Origin of the sequence: Fonticella tunisiensis, from assembly GCF_004364155.1 — a bacterium.
GTDB classification, from domain to species: Bacteria; Bacillota; Clostridia; order Clostridiales; family Caloramatoraceae; genus Fonticella; species Fonticella tunisiensis.
Window position 1 is genome coordinate 32,290 of record NZ_SOAZ01000016.1, and the last position, 25,441, is coordinate 57,730.

Annotated in this window: 20 protein-coding genes, 2 tRNA genes and 1 other annotated feature; of the genes, 6 read left to right on the forward strand and 16 right to left on the reverse strand. The window is 37.1% G+C overall.

The window, feature by feature from the left end:
• Nucleotides 1-132: 132 nt before the first annotated feature.
• Nucleotides 133-224: transfer RNA gene (locus EDD71_RS09850), tRNA-Ser, on the reverse strand.
• A gap of 275 nt (nucleotides 225-499) precedes the next feature.
• On the opposite strand from EDD71_RS09850, the gene EDD71_RS09855 reads away from it, so the two are divergent.
• The gene (locus EDD71_RS09855; protein WP_133628570.1) at nucleotides 500-739 is read left to right on the forward strand and encodes an Rdx family protein; all 240 of its coding nucleotides are present in this window, start codon (nucleotides 500-502) and stop codon (nucleotides 737-739) included.
• A 45-nt stretch (nucleotides 740-784) separates the two neighbouring features.
• On the opposite strand, the gene EDD71_RS09860 is transcribed toward EDD71_RS09855, so the two are convergent.
• The 3 genes from EDD71_RS09860 to EDD71_RS09870 form a co-directional block, all read right to left on the reverse strand.
• The gene (locus EDD71_RS09860) at nucleotides 785-1,669 is read right to left on the reverse strand and encodes a cation diffusion facilitator family transporter (RefSeq protein ID WP_133628571.1); all 885 of its coding nucleotides are present in this window, start codon (nucleotides 1,667-1,669) and stop codon (nucleotides 785-787) included.
• A 274-nt stretch (nucleotides 1,670-1,943) separates the two neighbouring features.
• A complete protein-coding gene (gene tadA / locus EDD71_RS09865) occupies nucleotides 1,944-2,399 on the reverse strand; it encodes a tRNA adenosine(34) deaminase TadA (protein ID WP_207669327.1) in 456 nt (151 codons plus the stop codon).
• Between the two features lie 114 nt (nucleotides 2,400-2,513).
• A tRNA-Arg gene (locus EDD71_RS09870) sits at nucleotides 2,514-2,590 on the reverse strand.
• A gap of 409 nt (nucleotides 2,591-2,999) precedes the next feature.
• Nucleotides 3,000-3,210: a binding site (T-box leader), on the forward strand.
• 87 nt (nucleotides 3,211-3,297) lie between these two features.
• Here EDD71_RS09870 and ileS point away from each other — a divergent pair.
• From ileS to EDD71_RS09895, 5 genes are all read left to right on the forward strand, one after another.
• On the forward strand, nucleotides 3,298-6,402 hold the full coding sequence (ileS, locus tag EDD71_RS09875) for an isoleucine--tRNA ligase (RefSeq protein ID WP_133628572.1): 3,105 nt from the start codon (nucleotides 3,298-3,300) through the stop codon (nucleotides 6,400-6,402).
• A 405-nt stretch (nucleotides 6,403-6,807) separates the two neighbouring features.
• Entirely contained in the window at nucleotides 6,808-8,400 is a 1,593-nt protein-coding gene (locus tag EDD71_RS09880) for a spore germination protein (protein WP_133628573.1), read from the forward strand.
• A gap of 38 nt (nucleotides 8,401-8,438) precedes the next feature.
• A complete protein-coding gene (locus EDD71_RS09885; RefSeq protein ID WP_133628574.1) occupies nucleotides 8,439-9,542 on the forward strand; it encodes a GerAB/ArcD/ProY family transporter in 1,104 nt (367 codons plus the stop codon).
• On the forward strand, nucleotides 9,532-10,716 hold the full coding sequence (locus EDD71_RS09890) for a Ger(x)C family spore germination protein (protein ID WP_133628575.1): 1,185 nt from the start codon (nucleotides 9,532-9,534) through the stop codon (nucleotides 10,714-10,716). Before EDD71_RS09885 ends, EDD71_RS09890 begins: the two co-directional genes overlap by 11 nt.
• 14 nt (nucleotides 10,717-10,730) lie before the next feature.
• Nucleotides 10,731-10,946, forward strand: coding sequence for a hypothetical protein (locus tag EDD71_RS09895; RefSeq protein ID WP_133628576.1), 216 nt, complete (start codon nucleotides 10,731-10,733; stop codon nucleotides 10,944-10,946).
• A 79-nt stretch (nucleotides 10,947-11,025) separates the two neighbouring features.
• On the opposite strand, the gene EDD71_RS09900 is transcribed toward EDD71_RS09895, so the two are convergent.
• From EDD71_RS09900 to EDD71_RS09950, 12 genes are all read right to left on the reverse strand, one after another.
• Complete coding sequence (locus EDD71_RS09900; RefSeq protein WP_133628577.1) at nucleotides 11,026-12,423, reverse strand: FAD-binding oxidoreductase; 1,398 nt, start codon at nucleotides 12,421-12,423, stop codon at nucleotides 11,026-11,028.
• A gap of 2 nt (nucleotides 12,424-12,425) precedes the next feature.
• A complete protein-coding gene (locus tag EDD71_RS09905) occupies nucleotides 12,426-13,616 on the reverse strand; it encodes an electron transfer flavoprotein subunit alpha (RefSeq protein WP_133628578.1) in 1,191 nt (396 codons plus the stop codon).
• Nucleotides 13,617-13,629: 13 nt separating this feature from the next.
• Nucleotides 13,630-14,418 (reverse strand): electron transfer flavoprotein subunit beta/FixA family protein, encoded by a 789-nt coding sequence (locus EDD71_RS09910; RefSeq protein ID WP_133628579.1) that lies wholly within the window; start codon nucleotides 14,416-14,418, stop codon nucleotides 13,630-13,632.
• A gap of 34 nt (nucleotides 14,419-14,452) precedes the next feature.
• Nucleotides 14,453-15,727 (reverse strand): nickel-dependent lactate racemase, encoded by a 1,275-nt coding sequence (gene larA / locus EDD71_RS09915; RefSeq protein ID WP_133628580.1) that lies wholly within the window; start codon nucleotides 15,725-15,727, stop codon nucleotides 14,453-14,455.
• Between the two features lie 66 nt (nucleotides 15,728-15,793).
• Nucleotides 15,794-17,320, reverse strand: a complete 1,527-nt coding sequence (locus EDD71_RS09920) for an L-lactate permease (RefSeq protein WP_133628581.1) — start codon at nucleotides 17,318-17,320, stop codon at nucleotides 15,794-15,796.
• A gap of 871 nt (nucleotides 17,321-18,191) precedes the next feature.
• On the reverse strand, nucleotides 18,192-18,881 hold the full coding sequence (locus EDD71_RS09925) for a FadR/GntR family transcriptional regulator (protein WP_133628582.1): 690 nt from the start codon (nucleotides 18,879-18,881) through the stop codon (nucleotides 18,192-18,194).
• A gap of 46 nt (nucleotides 18,882-18,927) precedes the next feature.
• Nucleotides 18,928-19,071: a hypothetical protein gene (locus EDD71_RS15365; protein ID WP_166636432.1), complete on the reverse strand. Its 144-nt coding sequence runs from the start codon at nucleotides 19,069-19,071 to the stop codon at nucleotides 18,928-18,930.
• A gap of 130 nt (nucleotides 19,072-19,201) precedes the next feature.
• Nucleotides 19,202-19,828, reverse strand: a complete 627-nt coding sequence (locus EDD71_RS09930) for an FMN-dependent NADH-azoreductase (protein ID WP_133628583.1) — start codon at nucleotides 19,826-19,828, stop codon at nucleotides 19,202-19,204.
• Between the two features lie 243 nt (nucleotides 19,829-20,071).
• A complete protein-coding gene (locus tag EDD71_RS09935) occupies nucleotides 20,072-21,169 on the reverse strand; it encodes a 6-phosphofructokinase (protein ID WP_133628584.1) in 1,098 nt (365 codons plus the stop codon).
• 374 nt (nucleotides 21,170-21,543) lie between these two features.
• Nucleotides 21,544-22,656: a Ger(x)C family spore germination protein gene (locus tag EDD71_RS09940; RefSeq protein WP_133628585.1), complete on the reverse strand. Its 1,113-nt coding sequence runs from the start codon at nucleotides 22,654-22,656 to the stop codon at nucleotides 21,544-21,546.
• On the reverse strand, nucleotides 22,643-23,731 hold the full coding sequence (locus EDD71_RS09945; protein ID WP_133628586.1) for a GerAB/ArcD/ProY family transporter: 1,089 nt from the start codon (nucleotides 23,729-23,731) through the stop codon (nucleotides 22,643-22,645). The genes EDD71_RS09940 and EDD71_RS09945 overlap by 14 nt, the downstream gene beginning before the upstream one ends.
• On the reverse strand, nucleotides 23,728-25,197 hold the full coding sequence (locus tag EDD71_RS09950) for a spore germination protein (RefSeq protein WP_133628587.1): 1,470 nt from the start codon (nucleotides 25,195-25,197) through the stop codon (nucleotides 23,728-23,730). The genes EDD71_RS09945 and EDD71_RS09950 overlap by 4 nt, the downstream gene beginning before the upstream one ends.
• Between the last annotated feature and the right edge of the window lie 244 nt (nucleotides 25,198-25,441).

Consider the following 25,441-nt stretch of genomic DNA (forward strand, 5'->3'; position numbering starts at 1 on the left):
AAACAAAAGTGCAGCAAAATGAAGTGAAAAGTGCAACAGTTTAGCTGGAAAAATCCATTTTGATAATTCTGTCCCCATAAGACCATAAATCATATTTTTATAAAAGCAAAAGGCCCCTTAAGGCCTTGAAAATGGCGGAGAGAGAGGGATTCGAACCCTCGGTACGGGTATCCCCGTACAACGGTTTTCGAGACCGTCACCTTAAACCACTCGGACATCTCTCCATATATCGACTTACTATAAAATTATACTAAATTTATAGGTACAAATCAATAAACATTATTTTCTACGCCCATTAATATTTGGATATTTATAATTTTAATCCAACATATAAATTATAAAAAGATACAAGCTGTACAATGAAAGGATTTAATGAAACAATATAGGCAGTATAGCCAGAAAATTGAAATAAAACTATTAACAAAAACCAAAATGTATGTTATATAAAGTTGTAGATGACAAATAATAATTTTAATAAAATCATTAAGGAGGTTTTTTTATGGCAAAAACGATAAGCATTGAGTACTGCACTTCCTGAGGATATGATTTAAGAGCAGTTGCTCTTGTTGAAAATTTGCTCGGTGAGCATAAAAACAATATAGCGTCATTAACCCTCATACCTTCCTCAGGCGGCGTCTTTGAAATAAAGGTTGGGGATGAGCTCGTCTTCTCGAAAAAGGAGCTTGGGAGATTCCCCGAAGAGGGAGAAGCCGAAAAATTAATTAGAGAAAAACTTTAACGATAAAGGCTGTGCTTTAGATTGGCACAGCCTTTTTTATTAAAACTATACCGCCTTCCTGTTTTCATAGAACGGTTCAATATGAACTATTATCTGGATGTTATCATTAATTTCCTCCTGTATCTTTTTTTCTATACTATGAATTAAATTGTGGGATTCCTCAACACTCATGTCAGGCTCTGTCAAAATATGCATATCAATATAAATGTCATCCTCACTTCCTCTGTTTCTAATCTTATGAACTCCCTTCACCTTTTTAAATGTCATTACGATTTCCCTTATCCTTTCGTTGTCAATAACAGCTCTGTCAACTAGTATATCGCTGGTAGATTTGAATATTTCATAGGAGGCATGAAATATGAAGATAGAAACTACAAGTGAGGCTATGGGGTCAATAACAGGCGGCAGTCCCAGCCTGACACAAACTAAAGTAACAATTACTCCGATGGACACATATATATCGCTTCTCGTGTGCATTGAGTCCGACATAAGGATATAGCTGTTTAGCTTCTTCCCCTGGCTATATTCATATATGCAGACAATAACATTTATGGCAAGGGTTGCAAGTAAACTGATAATACCTTCAATGGTAACATGTGGAGTAACGGGGTTTATAAACCTTATTATTGCGTCAGCGATTATTTTTCCCCCTATGAAAAACAGCATAGTTGAAATAAAAAGCCCTGCAATGGTTTCAAACTTTCCATGACCGTATTGGTGTTCCTTGTCTACGGGTTTAGAGGCAAAATATATTCCTATTAAGCCAACTACATTAGATGATCCATCTGCCAATGAATGGAATCCATCAGCTGTCATGCTTGTACTTTTAATTATGCTTCCTATAACAATTTTAAACAGCGCCACTCCCAAATTAGCAAACAGTATTATCCATAATACCTTCATAACTTTTTTGAAGTTTCTGTTGCCCATGATTTTTTATACATCTCCCTATAAATAATTAAAAGACTATCTTCTAAATAAATCCCTTTTTTATAATACAGTATATGCAGTATATCTTTAATTTGTCAATTGAAAATATATTATTCATTGGATATGCTTAAAATCATTAAATTACAAACACTTTTTTCAATTGATAATAAGAATCTGCATTTTATGATATTAAAAACCGATTCTCAAGGCAATTAGTTCTCACTATTATTTATGACTAAATAAAATAACTGTCACCAGATTAGTAGCAGCTACTTTATCTTCTCTTTTCTTTGAAAAAAGCCTGGAGAAGACCTTTACATTCGTCTTCAAGTACTCCGGATACTATTTCAACCCTATGATTAAGTTTAGTATCATTTGCTATGTTATACAGGCTGCCACAGGCCCCTGCCCTGGGATCATAGGCCCCAAATATAACTCTGTTAATTCTGGAGTTTACCATTGCTCCGGCACACATAGGGCATGGTTCAAGGGTAACATAAATATCACAGCCTATAAGCCTCCACCCGTTTAAAACTCTGCAGGCCTCCCTAATAGCCAATATTTCGGCGTGGGCAAGGGCATCCTTAAGCGTCTCCCTCAGATTATGGGCCTTTGCTATAATATTGCCGTTTCTAACTATGACCGCCCCAACAGGAACTTCATCCAGAATATATGCCTTTTTTGCCTCTTCTATTGCCATAGACATATAATACTCGTGTATATTATCCATGTCTTATCATTGCCCCCTGCGTATATATTTCACCTTTGTGGCTGCCAAAATTCATAATCACCGTTTCTTAAAAAAATTAAAACCCCTTGAGAGCTTATACCTCAAGGGGTTTGATGGTGCACCCGAGACGACTCGAACGTCCGACACACGGTTTAGGAAACCGTTGCTCTATCCTGCTGAGCTACGGGTGCATATCTGAAACAATTATTATTATATGACCTCAGGCCAATATTGTCAATTGTAAATTTAAAGAATTTAAGGAATAGGTTATATACATATTAATCTGCATGGCCTTTTCTATATATTTTATATCATCTTATTGGATTTAAGTCAATAGTCTTCAGGTTTTTCCATATATACATCGGGCTATACCTGCAGCCTGAATGGTTTTCTGCAGGATTTTATTCAATTTATGTTTTTATTTCATACTTTTTGAATGACTGTGATTTCTTCAAACTTTAATTTTTCTGGAATTTTGTTATCCATGATTTTTGGAAAATAAAAATTATTGCTGAAAATTTGATGGGAAATATCCGTTTTTAACCCCAATTCAATTGACAACAAAAATTTAATATAATAAAATGTATTAAAGTAGAAGATATAAAAGCTATGATAAGGAAAAGTACTTAAATCTGCAGCTTACAGAGAGTGGGTGGATGGTGCGAACCCATGGCAGGGGTTTAAGGAAAATCACCTTGGAGCTGATGGCTGAAATTTAGTAAGCTTATCCGTAATCCTGCGTTAAAGGATAGAGTATGTTTGTACTTGAAAGATACCATAGGTGGTATAGCGAAGTTACTTCGTCCTATTTGGGCGAAGTTTTTTATTTGTAACAGCTTCGGAGTCTTCTGCCGAAGACAATGCTGAATAAAACAATTTTTGTGGAAGGGAGATTGTCATGTATAAGAAAATTGATCCCGGCAAGAGCTTTGTCGAAAGAGAAATGGATATATTAAAGCTGTGGGAAGAAAAAAACATTATTAAAAAGAGCCTTGAAGCAAACGAAGGCGCAGAGTACTTCACCTTTTACGACGGCCCTCCGACAGCAAACGGTAAACCCCATATAGGCCACGTTGTAACAAGGGTTATGAAGGATCTTATACCCAGATACAGGGTTATGAAGGGCTACAGGGTGCTCAGAAAGGCCGGATGGGATACCCACGGCCTCCCGGTTGAGCTTGAAGTTGAAAAATCCCTTGGAATATCAGGAAAACCTGAAATAGAAAAATACGGAGTTGAAGACTTCATAAAGAAATGTAAGGACAGCGTTTTCACCTACTCAAAGGAATGGAAGGAAATGTCCGAAAGGGTTGGTTACTGGATAGATATGGAAAACCCATATGTAACCTACCACAACAACTATATAGAATCGGTATGGTGGGCACTTAAGCAGATGTGGAACAAAGGCCTTATATACAAAGGTCACAAGATAGTTCCCTACTGCCCAAGATGCGGAACTGCACTTTCATCCCACGAGGTTGCACAGGGCTATAAGGAGGTTAAGGACAGTTCAATATATGTTAAATTTAAAGTTAAAGGTGAAGATAAATACTTCCTTGTATGGACAACTACTCCATGGACTCTTCCAAGCAACGTAGCCCTTACGGTTAACAGAAAATATGATTATGTTGAAGTTGTTCATAAAGGTGAACATTTAATTCTTGCTGAAGCTCTGCTTTCTAAGCTCGATGGAGAATATGAAATAGTTGCACGCTTTAAAGGTGAAGACCTCCTTGGAATGGAATACGAGCAGATGTTCAAGTTTGTAACTCCTGATAAGAAGGCATTCTATGTAACCCATGGCGATTATGTAACTTTAACTGATGGTACAGGTATAGTTCATACTGCGCCTGCCTTCGGTGAAGAGGACAGCATAACAGGAAGAAACTATGACCTTCCACTTATAAACCTCGTTAACCCAGAGGGTAAGTTTAAGGAGGAGGTAACTCCATGGGCAGGAATGTTTGTTAAGAAGGCGGATCCAAAGATAATAGAATATCTAAAGGAAAACAATATACTTTATAAATCTGAGCAGTTTACACACTCATACCCATTCTGCTGGAGATGCGACACCCACCTTCTCTACTACCCGAGGGAGTCATGGTTTGTAAGGATGTCAGAACTTAGGGATAAGCTTGTTGAAAACAACAACAGGATAAAATGGTATCCTGAAACGATTGGAACGGGAAGGTTTGGAAACTTCCTTGAAAACGTTATAGACTGGGGTATAAGCAGAGAAAGGTACTGGGGAACACCACTTCCTATATGGGAGTGCGAATGCGGCCACAGGGAAATGATAGGAAGCATCGCAGAGCTTAAGGAAAAGGGAATTAACGTTCCAGATGATATAGAGCTTCACAAGCCATATATAGATGAAGTTAAGCTCAAATGTGAGCACTGCGGTGGGGAGATGAAGAGGGTTTCAGAGGTTATAGACTGCTGGTTCGACTCAGGCTCAATGCCCTTTGCGCAGCACCACTACCCATTTGAAAACAAGGAACTTTTTGAAAAGAACTTCCCTGCTCAGTTTATATCCGAGGCAGTTGACCAGACAAGGGGATGGTTCTACACATTGCTTGCAATATCAACTGCAATATTTGATAGAAACCCATTTGAAAACTGCGTAGTGCTCGGCCACGTACTCGATAAGAACGGCCTTAAGATGTCAAAGCATAAAGGAAATGTTTTAAGCCCATTTGTTGTCCTTGATAACGAAGGTGCAGACGCACTTAGATGGTACTTCTACACTGCAAGCGCTCCATGGCTTCCATCAAGGTTCTATGAGGATGCAGTAATTGAAGCACAGAGAAAGTTCTTAAGCACGCTGTGGAACGTTTATTCCTTCTACGTACTTTACGCAGAGCTTGACCAGTTTGATCCTACAAAGTATGAAGACTTTGTAAGCGGAAACGTTATGGATAAGTGGATTATGTCAAGGCTTAATACACTTATTAAGAGGGTTGATGATGATCTTGCAAACTACAGAATCACTCAGGGCGCCCTTGCAATAGAGGAATTCGTTGACGAGCTTTCCAACTGGTATGTAAGAAGAAACAGGGCAAGATTCTGGGCAGAAGAGCTTACGGATGATAAAGTTGGGGCCTATGTAACACTTTACAGGGTTCTTAAGACTTTATCCCTTGTTGCGGCACCATTTATACCGTTTATGACGGAGGAAATATACCAAAACCTTGTTGTAAACCTTGATAAGAATGCTCCAGAGAGCGTTCATCTTTGCAGATGGCCGGAGGTTAATGAAGAGCTTATAGACATGGATCTTGAAGGGGAGATGGAGGAGGCATACAGAATAGTTAAACTTGGAAGAAGTGCAAGAAACGCCGTAAATATAAAGAACAGGCAGCCACTTTCAAAGATGCTTGTTAGCGCAAAGCACCTTCCAGAATACTATGGAGATATCATAAAGGATGAACTTAACATTAAGGAGATAGAGTTTGGCGCAGACCTTTCAAAATATGTAAACTTTGAAGTAAAGCCTAACCTTCCTGTGCTTGGAAAGCTGTATGGTAGGCTGATCCCTGGAATAAGGAAGGCTATTGGCTCAATGAACCAGATGGAGCTTGCACAGAGGGTGCAAAACGGTGGTTCAGTTGTTATAAACGTTGATGGAGCCGAAATAGAATTAAACAGCGAAAACCTTCTCGTTACAATGCAGGGCCTCGAAGGATATGCCTTTGCAGGTGAGGGAACAATAGGTGTTGTTCTTGATACCCATATAACTGAAGCTCTCCGTGAAGAGGGTCACGTAAGGGAAATAATAAGCAAGATTCAAAACATGAGAAAGGAAAGCGGCTTTGAAGTTTCAGACAAAATAAAACTCTATGTAGCCGGAAACGAAATGCTTGAAGAAATAATCAAGAAGTTTGCTGACTACATCATGGGTGAAACTTTAACTGAAGAAATAATATACAATGCTGACAGGGAATATTCTGAAACCAATATAAACGGTGAAAAGCTAAACCTTGCAGTTGAAGTTGTAAAATGATAATAGATTAGCCGGTATATCATTACCGGTTAATCTATTTTTTATTCTGATTCGCCCTTCTCCAAAATTATTACTGCAATAAAAACCAATATAAGTCCAAGTACCCCCATAAAATCACTCCTGCTTCCATACCATATATACTATTTTATCGTATTTTTTAGTATGATTATAATATTTATTTAAATATTTTGTTAAATATTTTTCCCTGAATACAAAACAAAGATGTATGATCTAGAATATTGACATCTGAAAGGGGAATTTTAAGAGGATTTATGTTCCCTTCCATGAATATAAAAAAGATATATGGTTAGAATATATCTAAATTCAAAGGTATTTTTCCCACAGGCTTATGCCTTTAACGATCTCCATTGCTCTTCTATATATATTATTAAGGGAGGGAGCGGGATGTTTAGAAAATTTATTGATAAAGTTAAATTAACTGGTTTAAAAAATAAGGCAGAACATAAGGATGTTAATGATAAATTTTTAACAAACACTAAAACCCTTTCAAAAAGTATTTCAGTAAACATAGGCATGTTTAGAGATATTTTTGAAGGTGCAAGCGATCTAGTTATAAGGAATTTTAAAATAGGAGATAAAAACAAGATAAAAGTTGCTTTAATTATGATAGATGGGCTTATAGATATATCGGAAGTTAACAATAATCTAATGAAATCCTTGATGTCTTTAAATCGCGATATAAGTAAAGGCAATGCGGCAACGATTGTGAAAGAAAGCGCTTTATCAGTTGCAAATATCAAGGAAGCAAAGACCGTTGAGGATTCAATTGATGCCATTTTATCAGGATATGCACTTTTACTTATAGACGGTTCAGACATAGCACTGAAAGTGTCTGCACCTGGCTGGAAGTCCAGGAGCGTTAGTGAACCTGCAACCGAAACAGTAGTAAGGGGGCCCAAGGAAGGCTTTGTAGAAACTCTTAGAACTAATATTGCACTTATTCGAAGAAAAATAAAAAATCCTAATTTAAAATTAGAAATCATTGAAATCGGCAAACAAACACATACTGAAGTATGCATTGCATATATTAAGGACCTTGTCGAAGATAAGATCGTTGAGGAAGTTAGAAGAAGGCTTTCAAAAATAGAAACTGACTCCATCCTTGAATCGGGCTATATTGAATCCTTAATAGAGGACGCTCCGCTTTCTATATTCCCTACAATAGGAAATAGCGAAAAGCCTGATATAGTGAGTGCAAAAATACTGGAGGGAAGGGTCGCTATTCTTGTTGACGGGACACCCTTTGTGCTTACAGTTCCCTATTTGTTTGTAGAGGCTTTTCAAAATAGCGAGGACTACTATTCGCGTCCCTTTTATGCAACATTTATACGATTGTTAAGATGGCTGTCTTTCTTTATATCCATCTACTTACCTGCCATGTATGTTGCCGTTACCACATTCCATCAGGAACTTCTGCCTCCAGCCCTTCTCACAACTATAGCCTCTGCACAGGAAGGAACTCCTTTTCCTACATTTGTAGAAGCTCTAATGATGCAGATTATATATGAAATACTGAGAGAAGCTGGAGTTCGTTTACCCAAGTCAGTTGGGCAAGCAGTTAGCATCGTTGGTGCTCTGGTTATTGGAGAAGCAGCAGTTTCTGCAGGACTGATAGGTGCTCCCATGGTAGTTATAGTAGCCCTTACTGCAATTTCATCCTTTGTAATTCCCCCTATGGATAATATAATCTCCCTTACGAGGCTTATGCTCCTTATTCTGGCAGGGATTTCCGGATGGTTTGGAATTATGTTGGGTACTGCAGGAATCATAACCCACATCTGCTCTCTCCGTTCCTTTGGAATTCCCTACACATCTTCAATTGCACCCCTTAATATTTCCGACATGAAGGATGTGTTTATTAGGGCTCCCTGGTGGTTAATGTTAACAAGGCCGCGTGTTCTAGGTATGAACAATCCCGTTAGACAAAGCATAGGCTCAATACCATTCAGCCTAAAAAAGGATAAATCAAAACGCTGATTAGTTTTCGTGTTTGTTCATGGGAGGAGAAAAGGAGCATGTTTGAGCATGGAAAAATCAATTATAGGCAGCTTGTGCAACTTATATTTATTTCCAGAATAATTATTGCTATTACCTACCTTCCTGTTTTATCATCCCCACCCGGAAATCAGGATATATGGATATCAATACTTTTAAGCTTTCCCATTCAGCTGTTGTTATCCATTCCCATCTACCTTTTATGGAGAAGATTTCCTAACCAAACCATTATACAGTACAGCCAGAGTATAATTGGTAGATCGGGAAAAATAATAGGCATACTTTATATATGGTTTTTCATTCATTTTGCTGTAATAACATTGAGCTATTTTAATCTCTTCCTTACAACTGCCATAATGCCTGAAACACCGCTATTGTTTTTTTCTATTCTATTAGTGGGCTTCTGCGCTTATGCCGTAGGAGCAGGCCTTGAAGTTCTCGGCCGCATGGCTGAAATCGTTGCGCCAATTATTATTCTGGCTATAATAACCATTATTGTGCTTACTGCCAAGGATATGGATTTGAAAAACCTAACCCCTGTCTTTGAAAGCGGCCTTTGGCCTGTACTTGGCGGAGGATTAACTGCTTCAGCCAGAACCTTTGAGATTACAGCCCTTGCCATGGTTCTTCCAATCTTAAACGATAATAAAAAGGCAAAAAGGGTTTTTATAATGGGTTTTTTAATTATAACCATATTCTTTGAAACGATAGGCCTTTCAGCGCTAACTATTCTTGGGTCGGAGCTTGCAAAAAACCATGCCTTTCCATTCTATGCCGTTGTAAGAACGATAAAAATTGCAGATTTTATAGAACGTATAGAGGCAATACATATGGGCATCTGGGTATTGGGTGCATTCACTAAAATATCCTTCTGGTTTTATCTTGCAGTATTAGGAATGGGACAGCTGTTTAATTTAAAAGATTATACACCCCTTATTCTTCCAACAGGTACAATCATCGTTCCACTGAGTATATTAATGGCTTCAAGCCTTGTTGAGTTAATTGAGTTCACCGACTATAGAGTATTTACATGGTATGCGCTGATTTTCATTTTGTTTATTCCATCAATTCTTCTTTTTATAGCTATCGTAAAGAAAAAAGGTGGGAATAAAAATGAATCGTAAACTCCTTATTTTAATAATTTATCCTCTGCTTATAGTCATGCTTCCTGGATGCTGGAATAGAAGAGAACTTAGTTCTTTATCCATCGTTCAAGCTATAGGTATTGATAAAACAGAAGACGGACAAATTAATCTAAGCATTCAAATAATAAAACCCGGTGAAATCAAATCCCCTTCATCAAAGGAGGGTGGAGGAGGTTCAGGGCAGGAAGCAGTATGGATATCTGCAAGCACAGGAAAAACCTTTTTTGATGCCCTAAGAAATGCAACATTTGAGTCAAGCAGAAAGTTGTATTTATCCCACTGCACAATTGTAATCATTGGAGAAGAAGTTGCAAAATCGGGAATTGGACCTATTTTGGACTTCTGGGGCAGGGATCATGAACCACAACTTACCTCCTTTATCCTTGTCGCTAAGGGTATGGCAAAGGATATAATCGAAGGAAGACATCTTCAGGAAAAAATTCCTTCAAAAGCAATTGAAAACCTGGTAAAAGGAACTTACGCTACATCTAAAGCTCCACGGGTAAATTTTCTTGACGTTCTTAAAAGCTTCTACAGCAAAAGCAGCGACCCTTTTATTACAGGAATAGAGATAACAAGTAAAAAAAGCAGCGTTGATTTGGAAAAACTTATAAAACTGGATCATACGGCTATTTTTAAAAAGGATAAGCTAATAGGATGGTTTAATGGTAAAGAAACACGGGGTCTTCTTTGGATTTTAAACGAAGTAAAAAGTGGTATTCTGGTAGTCAAGTCACCTGATGATGAAGATAAAGACGTAAGTTTGGAGATTATCAAAGCATCAAGCAAAGTCAAACCTGAAATTATAGACGGCAATATTGTAATCACAGTTGATGTCAAAGAGGAAGGAAATATGGGAGAACAAATGGCTGATGTGAACTTAAGCAAGCCTGATGTTTTAAAAGAGCTTGAAGCAAGGCAGGCCGCTGTAATAAAGGATGAAATCCAGGCTGCACTTAACAAGGCTCAAAGGGAATGGGGAGCAGATATATTTAAATTCGGCGAAGAAATCCATCGTAAATTTCCAAAAGAATGGAAGAAGATCGAAAAAAGATGGGATAAGGAGATCCGCAACATAGAGGTTAGAGTGGTAGTAGAAACAAAACTGCGCAGAACAGGCTTAAGCATCGGTCCTATAAATGTAAAAAAATAAAGGAGAAGGATATTATGAAGGTTTTTGCCCTAATTCTTGTTTTTATTACAATAACCTTAATAGAAATTCCAAGGCTGCTTAAAAGTAAACAGGTTAAAGAAGCCGTAGTTTCTTTGACCCTAATATCCCTTGGATTCATATTAAGCCTTCTCCAGGTTGTTGGAATAAAAGTTCTTAATCCTAATAAAGCCATTATTATTTTAATTAAATTCATATTTCCAGACATATAGGTAGAAAGCCGTAATATTTACTAAAAAATGACGTAAGAGTGGAGCCCACAAGGGCCCCCTACATGTGAATATATTTTTGTTACTGACACACCTTTCCCGGGTTTAAAATGTTCTTAGGGTCAAAGGCCATCTTTATTCCCCTCATGAGGTTTATATATTCTTCATTTAGGGATTCCTTTAAGTAAGGCTTCTTGGCAAAGCCTATTCCATGTTCCCCTGAAACCTGTCCACTTAGTTCCCTTGCCCTGTCATACATGCATTTCATAACGTCATTTAGCTTTTTATGCCATGTTTCTTCATCCAAATCGTCCCTTAATACATATATGTGAAGGTTTCCATCCCCGGCATGACCGAAACTTCTTATTCTTATGTTAAACTTATCTTCAAGTTCATGTGTAAATTTAACAAATTCTGCAACTTTGTTTCTTGGAACAACAACGTCGCACTCATCCATTTCGGTTGTAGTGGCCTTAATTGCCTCAAGGAAGGCACCCCTTGCAGACCATATGGCCTCCTGCCTTTCCTGGGTATCTGATATATAAACATCGAGGGCTCCTTCTTCAAGGCATATATGGGCAACCCTTTCATAGGCTGCTTCAATTTCCTCCCTGCTATTTCCATCGAAGGTTAATAGAAGATATGCATCCGATGAGTTGTCAGGGAACTTCTTTCCTAAATATTCCTCTGCGGCAACAATCGCCGCCCTCTGCATAAACTCAATTGCAGTTGGAATTGATTTTGACTTAATTATCTTTGGAACCGTCTCTATTGCACTTTCAAGGTCCTTAAATGGTATCAGAAGGCTTACTGCCTTTTTAGGAAGTGGAAGAAGTCTTAAAATGGCCTTTGTAACGATTCCAAGGGTTCCCTCTGAACCTACAATAAGATCCTTTATGCTGTAGCCTGAGCTGTTTTTAACAACTTTACCTCCTACTTGAATTACCTCTCCATTTGGAAGTACAACTTCAAGCCCCCTTACATAGTCCCTTGTAACTCCATATTTTACAGCCCTCATACCACCTGCATTTGTGTTTATATTTCCCCCTATCGTCGCTGTCTTTTCACCGGGGTCTGGAGGATAAAACAGATCATGTTCCTCAACAAACTTTGCAATCTCCATAAGAAGAACCCCAGGCTCTACAGTTAAAGTAAGGTTCTCTTCATCAAGCTCAAGTATTCTATTCATATTGCTGAGATCTATCATTATCCCACCATATATTGGAACTGAAGCCCCAACAAGCCCTGTTCCAGACCCCCTCGGGGTTACAGGGATATTATTTTCATAGGCATATTTCATAATCTTTGAAACCTCTTCAGTTGAAAGTACCTGAACAACAGCCTCAGGCATCCTCTTCACGCCACCGAGCTCGTCATGGCTGTAATCTTCATTTATATTTTCACCATAGAAAACCCTGTCGCTTCCACATACGGATATTAAATACTCTATATCATTAAAATCCACCTTCTTGTAATTCATATTTAAGCCTCCTTAACCCTTTTAATGTTTTCTATAAGTCCCGGTATTATCTCATATATATCTCCTACTATTCCATAATGGGCAACCTTAAAAATAGGGGCCTTTTCATCCTTGTTTATGGCGATTATATATTCAGAGTTGTTCATTCCTGCAGTAAACTGAACGGCACCTGAAATTCCACATGTTATTATTAGTTTTGGCCTGACGGTCCTTCCTGACAGTCCTATCTGCCTCTTAGAATCAAGCCATCCAGCTTCGATTAAAGGCCTTGTACATGCAACCTCTGCACCGAGTACATCTGCAAGCTCATAAATCATGGCCATGTCCTTCTCTGACTTTATACCCCTTCCAGCAGCAACGATTATCTCTGCCTCTGAAATGCCGTGTTCCTTCTGTTTTTTGGTAACGCTTAAAACGTTAATGTTTGACTTTAGCCTGTTTTCTTCTATGCTGCAGTGGATAATCCTGCCTGAAGCTTCAGCCTTCCTTTCCGGTGCGGTCATAACCTTATATCTTACAGTTGCCATCTGGGGCCTATTGTTTGGAGTTACAATTTGAGCCATTATATTTCCTCCAAAGGCAGGCCTTATCTGTACGAGGTCTGTGTTTTCCTTTATATCAAGTACTGTACAGTCGGCTGTAAGCCCTGTCTTAAATCTTGCGGCAACCCTGGGTGCAAGGGATCTACCTATAGTTGTTGCCCCAACCAATATAACTGAAGGCTTAACCCTGTTTACAAAATCCTCAAAGACAGCTGTATAAGGTTCAATTCTAAAGTCTTTCAGCATTTCGTTGTCATATACAAAAACTTCATCCACTCCATAATGAAGAAGCTCCTCCGCCCTATGTCCAATATCATGTCCCATAAACAGGCAGTATACAGGATGATTAACCTTGTCAGCAAGCTCCCTTGCCTTTCCAATAAGCTCGAAGGTTACAGGGTGTATATCACCCTCAACATGGTCTACATATACAGCTATTCCCTTCCACTTGGATTTATCAACTTTAACTACTTCATCCTCAACATAAACTACGGCGCCTTCAGGGCCCCTTCTTACACAGAGTTTGCACATTCTACAGCTTGCATTTATTTCAAGTATTCCGTTTTTATTTTCCATTGCCCCAAAGGGACATATTTTTATAAGTGCATCTATATCAGTTATCTTCTCTTGATTTACAATAAGCTTTGCCATACTTTTATCCCCCTTATATGAACCTTAATTCCTTAAGCTTGACCGTTATTTTGTTCCTAAGCTCTTCAGGGTTTCCTTTAAGCATCCTTCTATCATTGTTTACTTCTGGAGGGAATATCCTTTCAACCTTTGTTGGGGAGCCATTAAGCCCATAGCTTTTTTCATCCCTATCCTCAAAGTCCTGAAGGGTAAACATCTTCACTTCCCTGTCCCTGGTTTCAAGCTTTTTCTTAAAGGATGGAAGCCTTGGCTGGAATATATCCTTCTCGACTGTTATAAGGCATGGGTATTTTATTTCTGCAATCTCAACAGTTTCAGGCATATCCATCTCAACTACAATGGATGAGTCCTTTATTTCAAGTATCTTTCTTACGTTTGCAACATGGGGAATGCCGAGGTATTCTGCAATCTCCGGTCCGACCTGGGCTGTGTCTCCATCCGTTGTCTGCTTTCCGCATATTATAAGGTCAGGATTTGAAACCTTTTTAATTCCCTGTGAAAGGGTATAGGATGTTGCAAGAACGTCTGAACCTGCAAATCTTCTATCGGATAGAAGAATGCCGTCATCAACCCCCATCATATAAGCTTCCTTTATAACCACCGATGCCTGTGGAGGCCCCATTGTAATAACCGATACCCTTCCTCCCCTTTGCTCTCTTATTCTGAGGGCTGTTTCAATTGCATAAAGATCATATGGGTTCATTTTAGAGTCAACCCCGTCCCTCTTTAAAACTCCAGTTACAGGATCGACTTCAACCTTTGTTGTTCCTGGAACCTGCTTGATACATACTAATATTTCCATAACTTACCTCCCACCCAAATTTTATTGGATAATTTTATCTTACTATTACCGATATTCCATCAGGAATTACCGTAATCTTTGCATCTCTGCCCTTAAGGGCATAGGCTCTCTCCAGGGCTTCATCAATGGTATATGCATGTTCCATATGCATATTTTTTATAAGAATAGGGTCACACATATCCGTCACCATTATTACCTTGTGCTTGGTTAAAATCCTTGCCAGTATTTGAAACTCCCACTGATCAGGTGCTGTATTCTCCCTTGGCACCTTTAAAACCCCTTCCAAAACTTCATGGGGTGATTTTGCATTTGCCATATTTTCATAGAAGGATTTTCCTCCATGGCCATCATTACAGGCCGATACCATAATTATTATCCCATCCTCCCTGCAGGTAGCCTCTGCTGCAGTCATTCCCTTAACTGATTGATAAATGTTTTGGTCAAGGGGATATCCTCCGTTTGAAGTTATAACTATATCGGCCTTTTTGCTCTCTACCTTTGAAAGCTCTATAACGAATTCGCATCCCTTTTCATGTGCAAGCTGGCTGTGGCCTGCAAAGGCATTTATTATCCTCTTGTCCTTATCTATTACAACGTTCAATATAAATGCAAGTTTGGCCTTCTCTGCTGCATAAAGCATGTCCTTGTGTATTGGATTGTTTTCAAGTATTCCTGTCCTTGCATAGGGGCTTGCTATAAATTCGGAGCAGTGGTTTGCCATAATGGTTCCTGCACCTGCAATTCCGGGAAGTATGCTTTTTCTTCCCCCTGAGAAGCCTGCAAAGAAATGGGGTTCTATAAACCCTTCAGCTATTAAAAGCTCAGTCTCAATTGCAATTCTATTGAGCCACAGCTCTCCCCCCGAAGGAAGTATTCCAACTTTAACCATGTTTTTGTCATCCGTTGAAACGTGGTTTATTATTACCTCGTTATCCACAATTTGTTGTCCAAACTTGTTTATAAGTTCTTCCTTTGTGGATGGTCTATGAAAACCTGTAGCTATGAGTATTTTTATGTCTATATCAGGGTTTGCACTTCTTATTCTTTTAAGAAGTATTGGCATTGTTATTTTGCTTGGAACAGGCCTTGTATGGTCGCTTGTTATTATAACCATATTTTTTTTATTCTTAACCAGCTCTTCAAGTCTTTGGCTTCCTATTGGGTTATCGAGTGCCCTTTCAACTATCTCCTCCTGAGAAATTTCTGATCCTATGCTGTGGGTTCTCGGTTCTAAAACCCCCGCCAGATTTTCATCGGGAATTTCTACCTCCATAAAGGTTTTTGAATAGGGTATTTTAAACTTTGCCATACTTAAACCTCCCTATATTAACGTGTTTTACCACAAAATTACTAACCACCGGAGTTAAAAGATAAATTAAACCATTGAACTTCCAAAGTAAATAAGTATTCCCAATACAATCACATACGCCATACAGAACCTAACTGTTTTATTGAATATCCTTCCCTCCTGGCCTATAAGTCCCGTGGCTGAAGTTGCAATAGCTATGCTCTGAGGCGATATCATCTTTCCTGCGGTAGCCCCTGCAGTATTAGCCGCTGCGAGCCAGTATGGGCTTACGTTTATCGAATTTGCAACGCTGGTTTGAAGGGGACCAAAGAGTACGTTTGCAGAAGTATCGCTTCCTGTTATAAAGGTACCAAGTGCACCTATTACAGGCGATATAAGTGGAAAAGCCCTTCCTGTAATCTTAACTAATATTACTGCAATGGACGATATCATTCCGCTGTAGCCCATAACCTTTGCAAGTGCCACTATGCTTAGGACTGTTACGATTGACTTTGAAAGCTGTTTTACTGTTAATATAAACACCTTCACTATTTCACTAAACTTTGCACCCTGGATAAGCCCTCCTATAGTCGCTGCAATTATGATTAAAGTTCCTGGTGTTGAAATCCACTTAAACTCAGTTGGCTTTGCCCCTTGGCCGTTATATACCATAATACTGGTTTTTACATGTCCCACCTGCTCGCTTATTGCCGGAAAAAGAGGGCTTGTTATTATGATTAGAACAAAAATTAGTATATATGGAAGCCATGCAAGAGTTCCTTCCTTTAAAGTTATTTTATTATCTAAAACCATTGCGGCAGCCATCTCATTTCTATGGAATTTCTTTACCATAAATATTGTTACCCCAAGGCTTAAAATGCTTCCTATAAGGGCTGGAAGTTCAGGGCCAAGAAATTTTGCGGCAAAAAGCTGAGGAACTGCAAAGCTTATTCCTGACATTAGTGTAATTGCTGTAACTCCCTTAAGCCCCTTTATACTTCTTGTTGTCATTATTACAAGTACAAGTGGAATTAATATTATAAATATGGTTAGCTGCAAACCTGTGTAAAAGCTTAAGGTATTCACATCAAGATTTGCAACCTTGGCAAGTGTAGTCACCGGAATGCCTACTGCTCCAAATGCCGTTGGAACTGTATTTGCAATAAGACATATAACTGCTGCAAAAACCGGTTCAAAACCAAGTGCTGCCAAAATGCTTGCCGGAATTGCAACCGCTGTACCGTAGCCTGCAACAGCCTCTAAAAATCCCCCAAAACCCCAGGCAAGTATTAAAACCTGTATTCTTCTATCTGTTGTTATGTTTGAGAGCATGTTTTTTATTGTGTCCATGCTTTTGGTATGAAGTGCAAGATTATAGGTGAAAAGTGCTGCGATTATTACTATCATGATAGGCCATAAACCGAGTAAAATTCCTTCAACCGCCGCAAGAAGTGCAGGTATAACCCCCATTTTCCACACTCCTACGGCTAAAATAACCGTAATTCCCAGGGTTATTGTACAGGCCTTGTGAGCAGGCACCTTGAAAACCCCCAGGGAAACAATAAGATAAACAACTGGAACAAGAGCAATTATTGCTAACAAAGTATCATTCAAATCCCCCACCCCCTATTGGTAATATGGTCTGACCAATTTCTAAGCAGATATTATCATATAATTTAGAATATTTCTATAAAAGTTATATATCTGACAATATAGCTGCCGCTTTAAATGATAATGTTTGATAATTGTATAACTATTGGATATATAATATGATCTGTTGTATTGGTTCTAATACAAACTTCAATCACAAGCTTATGTAGACAATTTATCTATTACTAATCTAATCATGGGCCAGAAAATCTCTTATTAAACTTAACTTGTTGTGCTACTACTCTGAAAAGTCCATTGTAATAAAGGTAGATAATATCTACAGATAGGCACTGCGATAAAAATATATTTCATTTACCAGTACGCTCAGCAAAGAAGTTCTAAGGCTCGGGACAGCTGACAAGCCAAGTAGGCTTTTAAAACTCGCTTGCCTCAAACACCACGAACTTCACTAAGGCTTTTCAGCTGTCCTCTCGCTAAGAACCTCTAGTTACTCGCTATAATAGTTCGCTTCATATATTTTTTATCTCCGCTTAGTTACTGAACTGGAACGGCGGATTAATTTAGCAATTGTTTTCATAATCTTTTGGTGAATTTTGTTTCATGCAGAGCTAGTTCAGGGGGTGAGGGTCGTTCTGTAAATTTATCTAGCACAACAAGTTAACTTAATGTTTAACATTAACTAAGGGAAGATAAATATATGAAATGACATATGATACGAGCCATTAAATATTTGTCGAAATTACACGATAAGTTATTTTATTAACATAGACATTTAAAGGTTTTTCAGCCGTTTAATACTAAATGGGTTATTTTTTTAACATTAATTCATATAATTTCCCTCAAAATAAAAAAACCCCTATATATAGGAGTTTTTTTAATAATAATATTTATCGACAAAATCAAAATGCTTCTTCATAGCGTCTATGGCCCCTTTCTGATTGTGGTTTTTAAGGGCTATATATATTTCTTCATGCTGCTCCGCCAATCTATGTCTGTTTTCCTCATTGGATACTATCATCTCTCTAGCGCCCTTTATAAACTCATCTATTAAAATGGACACTGCGTTTAATATGTTTAACACTAGAACATTTCCTGATGCATGGGCAATTCTGTAATGAAATTCCTTATCCAGTGCAGCGTTTATTATCTCATCGTCTGTTTTCTTCATTTCCTCTATTATTTCCCTTATAGCTTCCAAATCCTTATCATTGATTTTTCGAGCAGCAAGCGCAGCGGTCTCTATTTCCATAATCCTTCTAAGCTCCAATATTTCCTGGGGCTTACTTTTCTCAAGCATGAAAACCATTGAAAGTGGTTCAAAAAGACTATTTTCAAAGCTTTCCCTTATAAAGTTGCCTCCGCCCTGCCTGCTTTCCACAAGTCCAATAACCTCAAGGACCCTGATTGCCTCCCTTATAGATGCCCTGCTCACCTGAAGCTGCTCCGCCAGATCCCTCTCAGCAGGAAGCTTATCTCCTTTTTTCAGGGTTCCATCCATAATCATTCCTTTTATCTGCTCTACAACCTGTTCATATACCTTTGTACTCTTTATAGGCTTAAACATAACGCCACCCCTAGCTAAAATCCTGTAACCATTATACACCAAAAAATTATATATAAAAATATTTTTTAAGGACATCAGCACTATAGTTAAATAAGTTTTGAAGCCCTTCAATCCTTTTTAGAAGCTTCTCCCTATTAAATGCCTCCACCTTATCCAAAGTTTCGTTAGGTTCATCCCTATATTTAATCATAAATATTCCTCCAAAGATTTTGCAGTTTTTTACATGACTTCATTGCTTTTATATGTGCCATTTTTCGTACATATTTTATATATTAATACAAAAAAAGCCCTACTAAAGTAGAGCCAACTATTGCTAACAACTAAAAATTCTTTGCAATTTCAACCACCTGTTTTGCCGCTTCATTAAAAATATCCTCTCCCTTGGCAGGATCGATTGCCACCCCTTCACAAAAAACGGTTCTAAAATTTTTTATTCCAATAAAATTCATTACATCTTTTAAATAGCTCTCAGCATGCTCCATGGATTTCATTGGTCCCTCAGAATAAATTCCCCCCCTGGCCTGTATATGAAGGACAGGTTTATCCTTCAAAAGCCCTATCGGACCAGTTTCAGTATATTTGAAGGTTTTTCCTGCAACCAAAATGGTATCAATATATGTTTTAAGCATTGGCGGATAGCTAAAATTCCACATTGGAGCTGCAATTACAACCTTATCCGCTCTTATAAACTGGTCAGTAAGTTCATAAAGCCTTGAAAGCTTACTTTTCTCATCAGCTGTAAGCTCACCACTAGATGGAATCATTCCCCATGCCTTCATTATTCCTTCATCGACAAAGGGTATTTCTTCCTTATAAAGATCCAGAGAAACTATTTTATCATCGGGATGATGTTTCTTATATTCATCGAAAAAAGCCTTGGCAAGCCTTAAGGTAAATGAAGCCTCAAGCGGTTTTGGATTAGCATAAACGTAAAGCACCTCTGCCATGATATTCACCTCCTTAAAAATTTTTTGTAAAACTAATATTATTATTAGCCCTGTGTAATTCAATATACATCCATTTTGCTAATCAAAAAGCAGTACCTGATGGTATTTTTATCCATTTTATCAGCAACTCCTTAGAATTGCCATATCGCCAAGGCCATTTTTGACTAGTTGAAAAGGAGTTAAAAATACTCCAAGGTGTTGTAAACAAAATAAAAAGAGCTGCTAAACTAAGCAGCTCTTTTTTTATTCTCCAAAGGATATTCCTATGCTCTTTGCAACCTGTACGAGATGGCCGTTTGGATCAACTGTTTTAATATGTCCAATAACCTTTTCCAGGTTCTCATAGGATATTGTATCTCCCTTTAAGCATACCATGTTTCCAAACTTGCCTTCATTTATAAGCTCTACAGCGGCAACTCCAAATCTTGTAGAAAGTATTCTATCGTATGTAGATGTATTTCCGCCCCTCTGTGTATGTCCAAGCACTGTGCTTCTTATTTCATGGGTGTCTATAAGCTGCTCAAGCTCACGGGCAAGCTTGTTTCCTATACCTCCAAGCCTTACGGGATCCGGGCTGTCCTCAACGATTTTGCTTACGACAACTTCCCCATCCTTTGGCCTTGCACCCTCGGCTATCACTATATTTGTAAAGAACTTGCCCATTCTCGCCCTTTCCTTAATCTTTTGAACAATCCTATTGATGTCATATGGTATCTCAGGTATCAATATAACGTCTGCAGAACCCGCTATTCCTGCATGGAGTGCAATCCATCCTGCATTTCTTCCCATAACTTCAAGTATCATAACCCTCTGATGGGATTCTGCTGTGGTGTGCAGCCTGTCAAGGGCCTCTGTAGCAACGTCAACTGCTGAATAAAAACCAAAGGTTAAATCCGTTGCTGCAAGATCGTTGTCTATCGTTTTAGGAACGCCTATAACGTTTACGCCCTTTCTTGCAAAGTCCCTTGCACTTGTGAGAGTCCCATCCCCTCCTATAACAACAAGAACATCTACCCCTTCTTTCTTAAGATTTTCAATGGCTACGTCCGACACGTCCTTTTTAACTATTTTACCGTCTTCCTCTACAGCATAGTCAAAGAGGTTGTCCTTATTTGAACTGTATAGTATTGTGCCTCCCCTATGAAGGATACCTGATACGGTTTCAAGAGTTAGGGGAATGGTTTCGTTATTATAAAGTCCCCTGTATCCAAACTTATAACCTATAACCTCATAGCCATACTTCATAATTGCAGTTCTGGTAACAGCCCTTATAACCGCATTCAATCCCGGACAGTCTCCTCCGCCTGTAAGCAGTGCGATTTTTTTAACTTTTTTGTCCATACATATCCCCCTTAAACCCTATTTATTTTTAATTATAAGATAAAAAACATCATTATTAAACACATTTTTCTATGAAGGTATATGTTATAGCCGAATATGTATAAAAAATTATGTATACTATTTTCCTTATAAAAAATCAATTAATGTATCATATTTAAATTTATTTCTTCTATAGGTTGCTTATTGTATTTTTAAAAAAATTATATGCTATACTTTTATATAAAATTTTTAGTATTAAAAATTATTAGAATATTATAAAATATAATTATTAAATATTTTTAATATATTTATATCTATGATTTTTGCATCCTATTTGGTCTTAACTTTGTGTAAACTTTTTGTTGAAAGTCCATTGCATATATTTTTTATCGCGGCTAGTTTTGTAACCTTCCTGTTGAAATAATCTTTACATTTACATTAACGTTTATAATAGAATTCTTAAAGCTATCCTTTATAAATTCCTCTTTATCTCTTCCAAGCTTTGCAATTGCATATTTTTCAATATCAAAAACATCAACTCCATACTTTTGTTTTACTCTTGCAATCGTCTCCTTAAGCCTGTCTTCCGTCTGTTTTTCTATTTTTTTAGCAATCATTTCTATATTATTCTCTGATGGTTCCCCCTCACTACCCGCCGTATTCATTTTATTTTCAGCCTTTATGTCTATATTTATATCATATATTAATTTATCATTTTCCATAGAAACCTTTACCTTTCTTTTACTAGTACAGAACAAATCCGTTGATTTAGTCCTGTCATTTTCATTTACTAAGCTTAAATAACCTTTGCTGTTGCTATTTCTAATAAGGTTTATATATTTTGCCTCTTCTATCGGAATCATAAATATCATTTTATCCTTTTCAAATACTGCAATTCCACTAATCTTAACTGTATCTACATACTTCCCTCTATCTGCTTCAATATATGGAATCATTATCCTTCGACCCTCTTGATAATACATATTAAAAACGTCTTTAATTTCCATTTCCCGTGTTAGAAAATAGGAGTTAATAGAAGATTGCAACTCGCTTTTAATATCCTCTGATATGGTACTGTTTTCTACAGGATTTAACATGAAAATATCCTCTGCCTTTCCTTTACAAACAACCATTACAGTATTTAGATTTCTTTCCTGGTCCCTAATAAAAGTATCCAGTAAATCACCAATGCCATACTTTGCCCTTTCTTCACCTATTACATAGGCTCTTATTGTACCAACAAGGGGATTTTTCTTCATCTTAATCTGTCTTTTTTCATATGCTGTGTAGGCAGTTTCTGAATTAACAGTTATAACTGTTCTTTCTATCTTATCTTCCTCCTTGAATACAAAAAACTCAATGGTATTTTTGAACTTGTTATTGGCTTCCTTTTCCAGGTCATTACCTGTGCCTGCCAATACTGCTAATCCCTCTATTGGAACCCTTCCATAGCAGCCAGCAAATCCCATCATTATTAGAATCAATAGAGCTATTTTAATTCCCCTCATTTTTAATTCCTCTTTTCTTAATAGAACTAATTAACAGGGTAAGTATCATCCATATAATTGTATATATTATAAAATAAGGCATTATAATATCAACAATACTGCTTCTTTTATGTTCTGATATAAAAAATGAAGCCAGAACTAAATAAGGTAAGCATAAAAAGTAGCAACTGCTTTTATATGAGACTTTAAATAAATTTGATACACAATAGGATAGAACACAATGTATAATTGATAGTGTTTGAAAGATTTTATTCCCCCATATGAATATAATTATGGTCTCAAAATTTGCTATTACTGATAGTTCGATAGACCCAACAAGGTAAAGAATAGGATATTGAAGTTTTGATGCAAATCTCCAGCCAATATAGCTGACAACAATTAATACTGTCATTGTATAAAGAGCAATTGTAATTAGACTGCCAATAACTCCTGAGCTCTTTATCTTTTTAGTATCCGTAATAAATGGTATTATGAAGAAACATACCTCTATTCCTGAATAAGAAAACAAAGCACCCTTTAGAGATTTTAGTATATTATCAATTCCATCTATCAAAGGCAACAAATTAGTTACATTTCCTTTATTTATAAAATATAATGGTATAAGAAAAATAAAAAAGGTTACGTAAAACATTAATTCAGTTATTCTTCCTATATTTGTAAGTCCCTTTCTTGATGTTAAAAAGGCTACAATAATAGAAACAATCATTATTACATATGGAGATAGGAACTGTGTAATTGAAAATATCATAAGGTTTGCAAAACCTGACAAAATAAAAGCCTCAGTGAATAAAAAATAAACTGTAAAAAGTAAAGTAAAAATATAGGTGAGTATATTCCCATATAATTTTTTACTCATTTGAAAATAATCCAGATAGCTAACATTTTTATAAATTGAAGCACCAATTAGCACACAAGTTAATGGATAAATCCCACCTATTAAAACACTTATCCACCCTGATTGATGGGCTTCCTTTGAAACTTCAGAAGCCAGGGAAAGTACTCCTACTCCTATCATGGAGCTTTGTATTATGAAAAGATATTGATTTTTAGTTATATGATTATTTATAGCCTTCATTTTTTCCTCCTTAAGGATAGTTTAAAAGTAACTGCCTCTTTGAGGCTTTCCTTTAATGGCGCTCTTACCATAGTATCCCTTAAATCATCCTTTATTCTTTGCGGTGCCATTGGCGAAAAATATGGTATTCCAAAACTTTCCAAATCTATGATAATTACAATAAGCATGAAAAGTCCTGCTAATAAACCCAAAAAGCCAAATGCTTGAGCAAGTATAATGAGTGGGAACCTTAAAAATCTTATAGATAATGTCATTTCATAACTTGGAATTAAAAATGTCGATACAACCGTAATTGCAACAATAAAAAGAGTCATATTGCTTACTAAATGTGCTGATACAGCGGCATCTCCAATTACAATTCCTCCAACTATAGCAAGGGTTGTACCTACCGGGCTTGGAAGCCTGAGCCCTCCTTCTCTTAATATTTCAATTGCAATATCCATTGCAAGTATTTCAAGTATCGGAGGGAGAGGTATTCCCTGTCTGGAGCTAATTATTACAAGTATAAGCTTATATGGGAGTAGCCCAGGATTATAGCTTAGCAATACTAAGTATATGGGCTCTAAAATCAACACTGTCACTAAAGCTATAAACCTCATTAACCTGGAAAAATTGGAAAGTATAGTTCTTTCAGAATAGTCCTCTATGCTCTGAAAAAATTCAATAAAAACAGCTGGTACAACCAGGGCTGCCGGTGTTTCTGCAACAAACAATGCAGCTTTTCCTTCTAAAAGATCAAAAACAACTTTATCTGGCCTTTCAGTATTTTTACACTGTGGGAATATACTAAAGGTTTTTTTCTCAATAAACTGCTCTAAAATACCTGATGTGAGCATTACAGGAGTTTTAATTTCATTAATCCTCTTCTTGATTTCACTCAAAACCTGTGGGTCAATTACGCCCTCAATATAGGTTAAGACAACATCTGTCTTTGTTTTATTTCCAATTTTATATTTTTCAATCTTTAGATTCGGGTTTTGAATCTTTCTTTGAATCATAGCAATATTTAAATCTAAGTTTTCAACAAAACTCTCCCTAGTTCCCAGAACTGATTTTTCAGATCTAGACTCATCAATAGATCTATATGCATCGCTTTTAGCCGAACAAACTATTGCCTCAGTAGCTCCATCAACCAATATTACGCATTTGCCGCTTGAAATAAAATAGATTAAATTTTCTATACTGCTTTCAAATTCAATATCACTGGAAAGTATGTATTTCCTGGCAATTTCACGGGCAGAAATTTTATTTTTTTCTATAGGAGATTCAATATGGAGAAGCAACGGCTTAAGGATTATTTCTTCGATATATTTGTTATCACTTATTCCTTTCATGTATAAAATACAACAATTGATGTTACCTTTAATAGAAATTTCACGTTTTACAAAGTTTGCGTTGTAAGCAATTTTTGATGATATAATTTCAATGCTTTTAGCGATATCTTTTTTCAATATTTCCTGTTTCATTTTTTTCACCTTATATTTTCGCTATTTATATTATTATGTGTATCCTGCTTTATTTTTATCATTCAAAGATTCTGTTCCATTGCTTTCTAAACTCTTTTGGGTTCTTCGCCAAACTTGAGTTCTCCCTTATTTGTTACATTTGCGTATTTCATGATAAGGTAAATGTCGGATTTTTAAATCCTTTTTACCATAAAATTGGTAAGGTATGTTGTAGAGATATTATTCCTCCACAAATTTAATAACT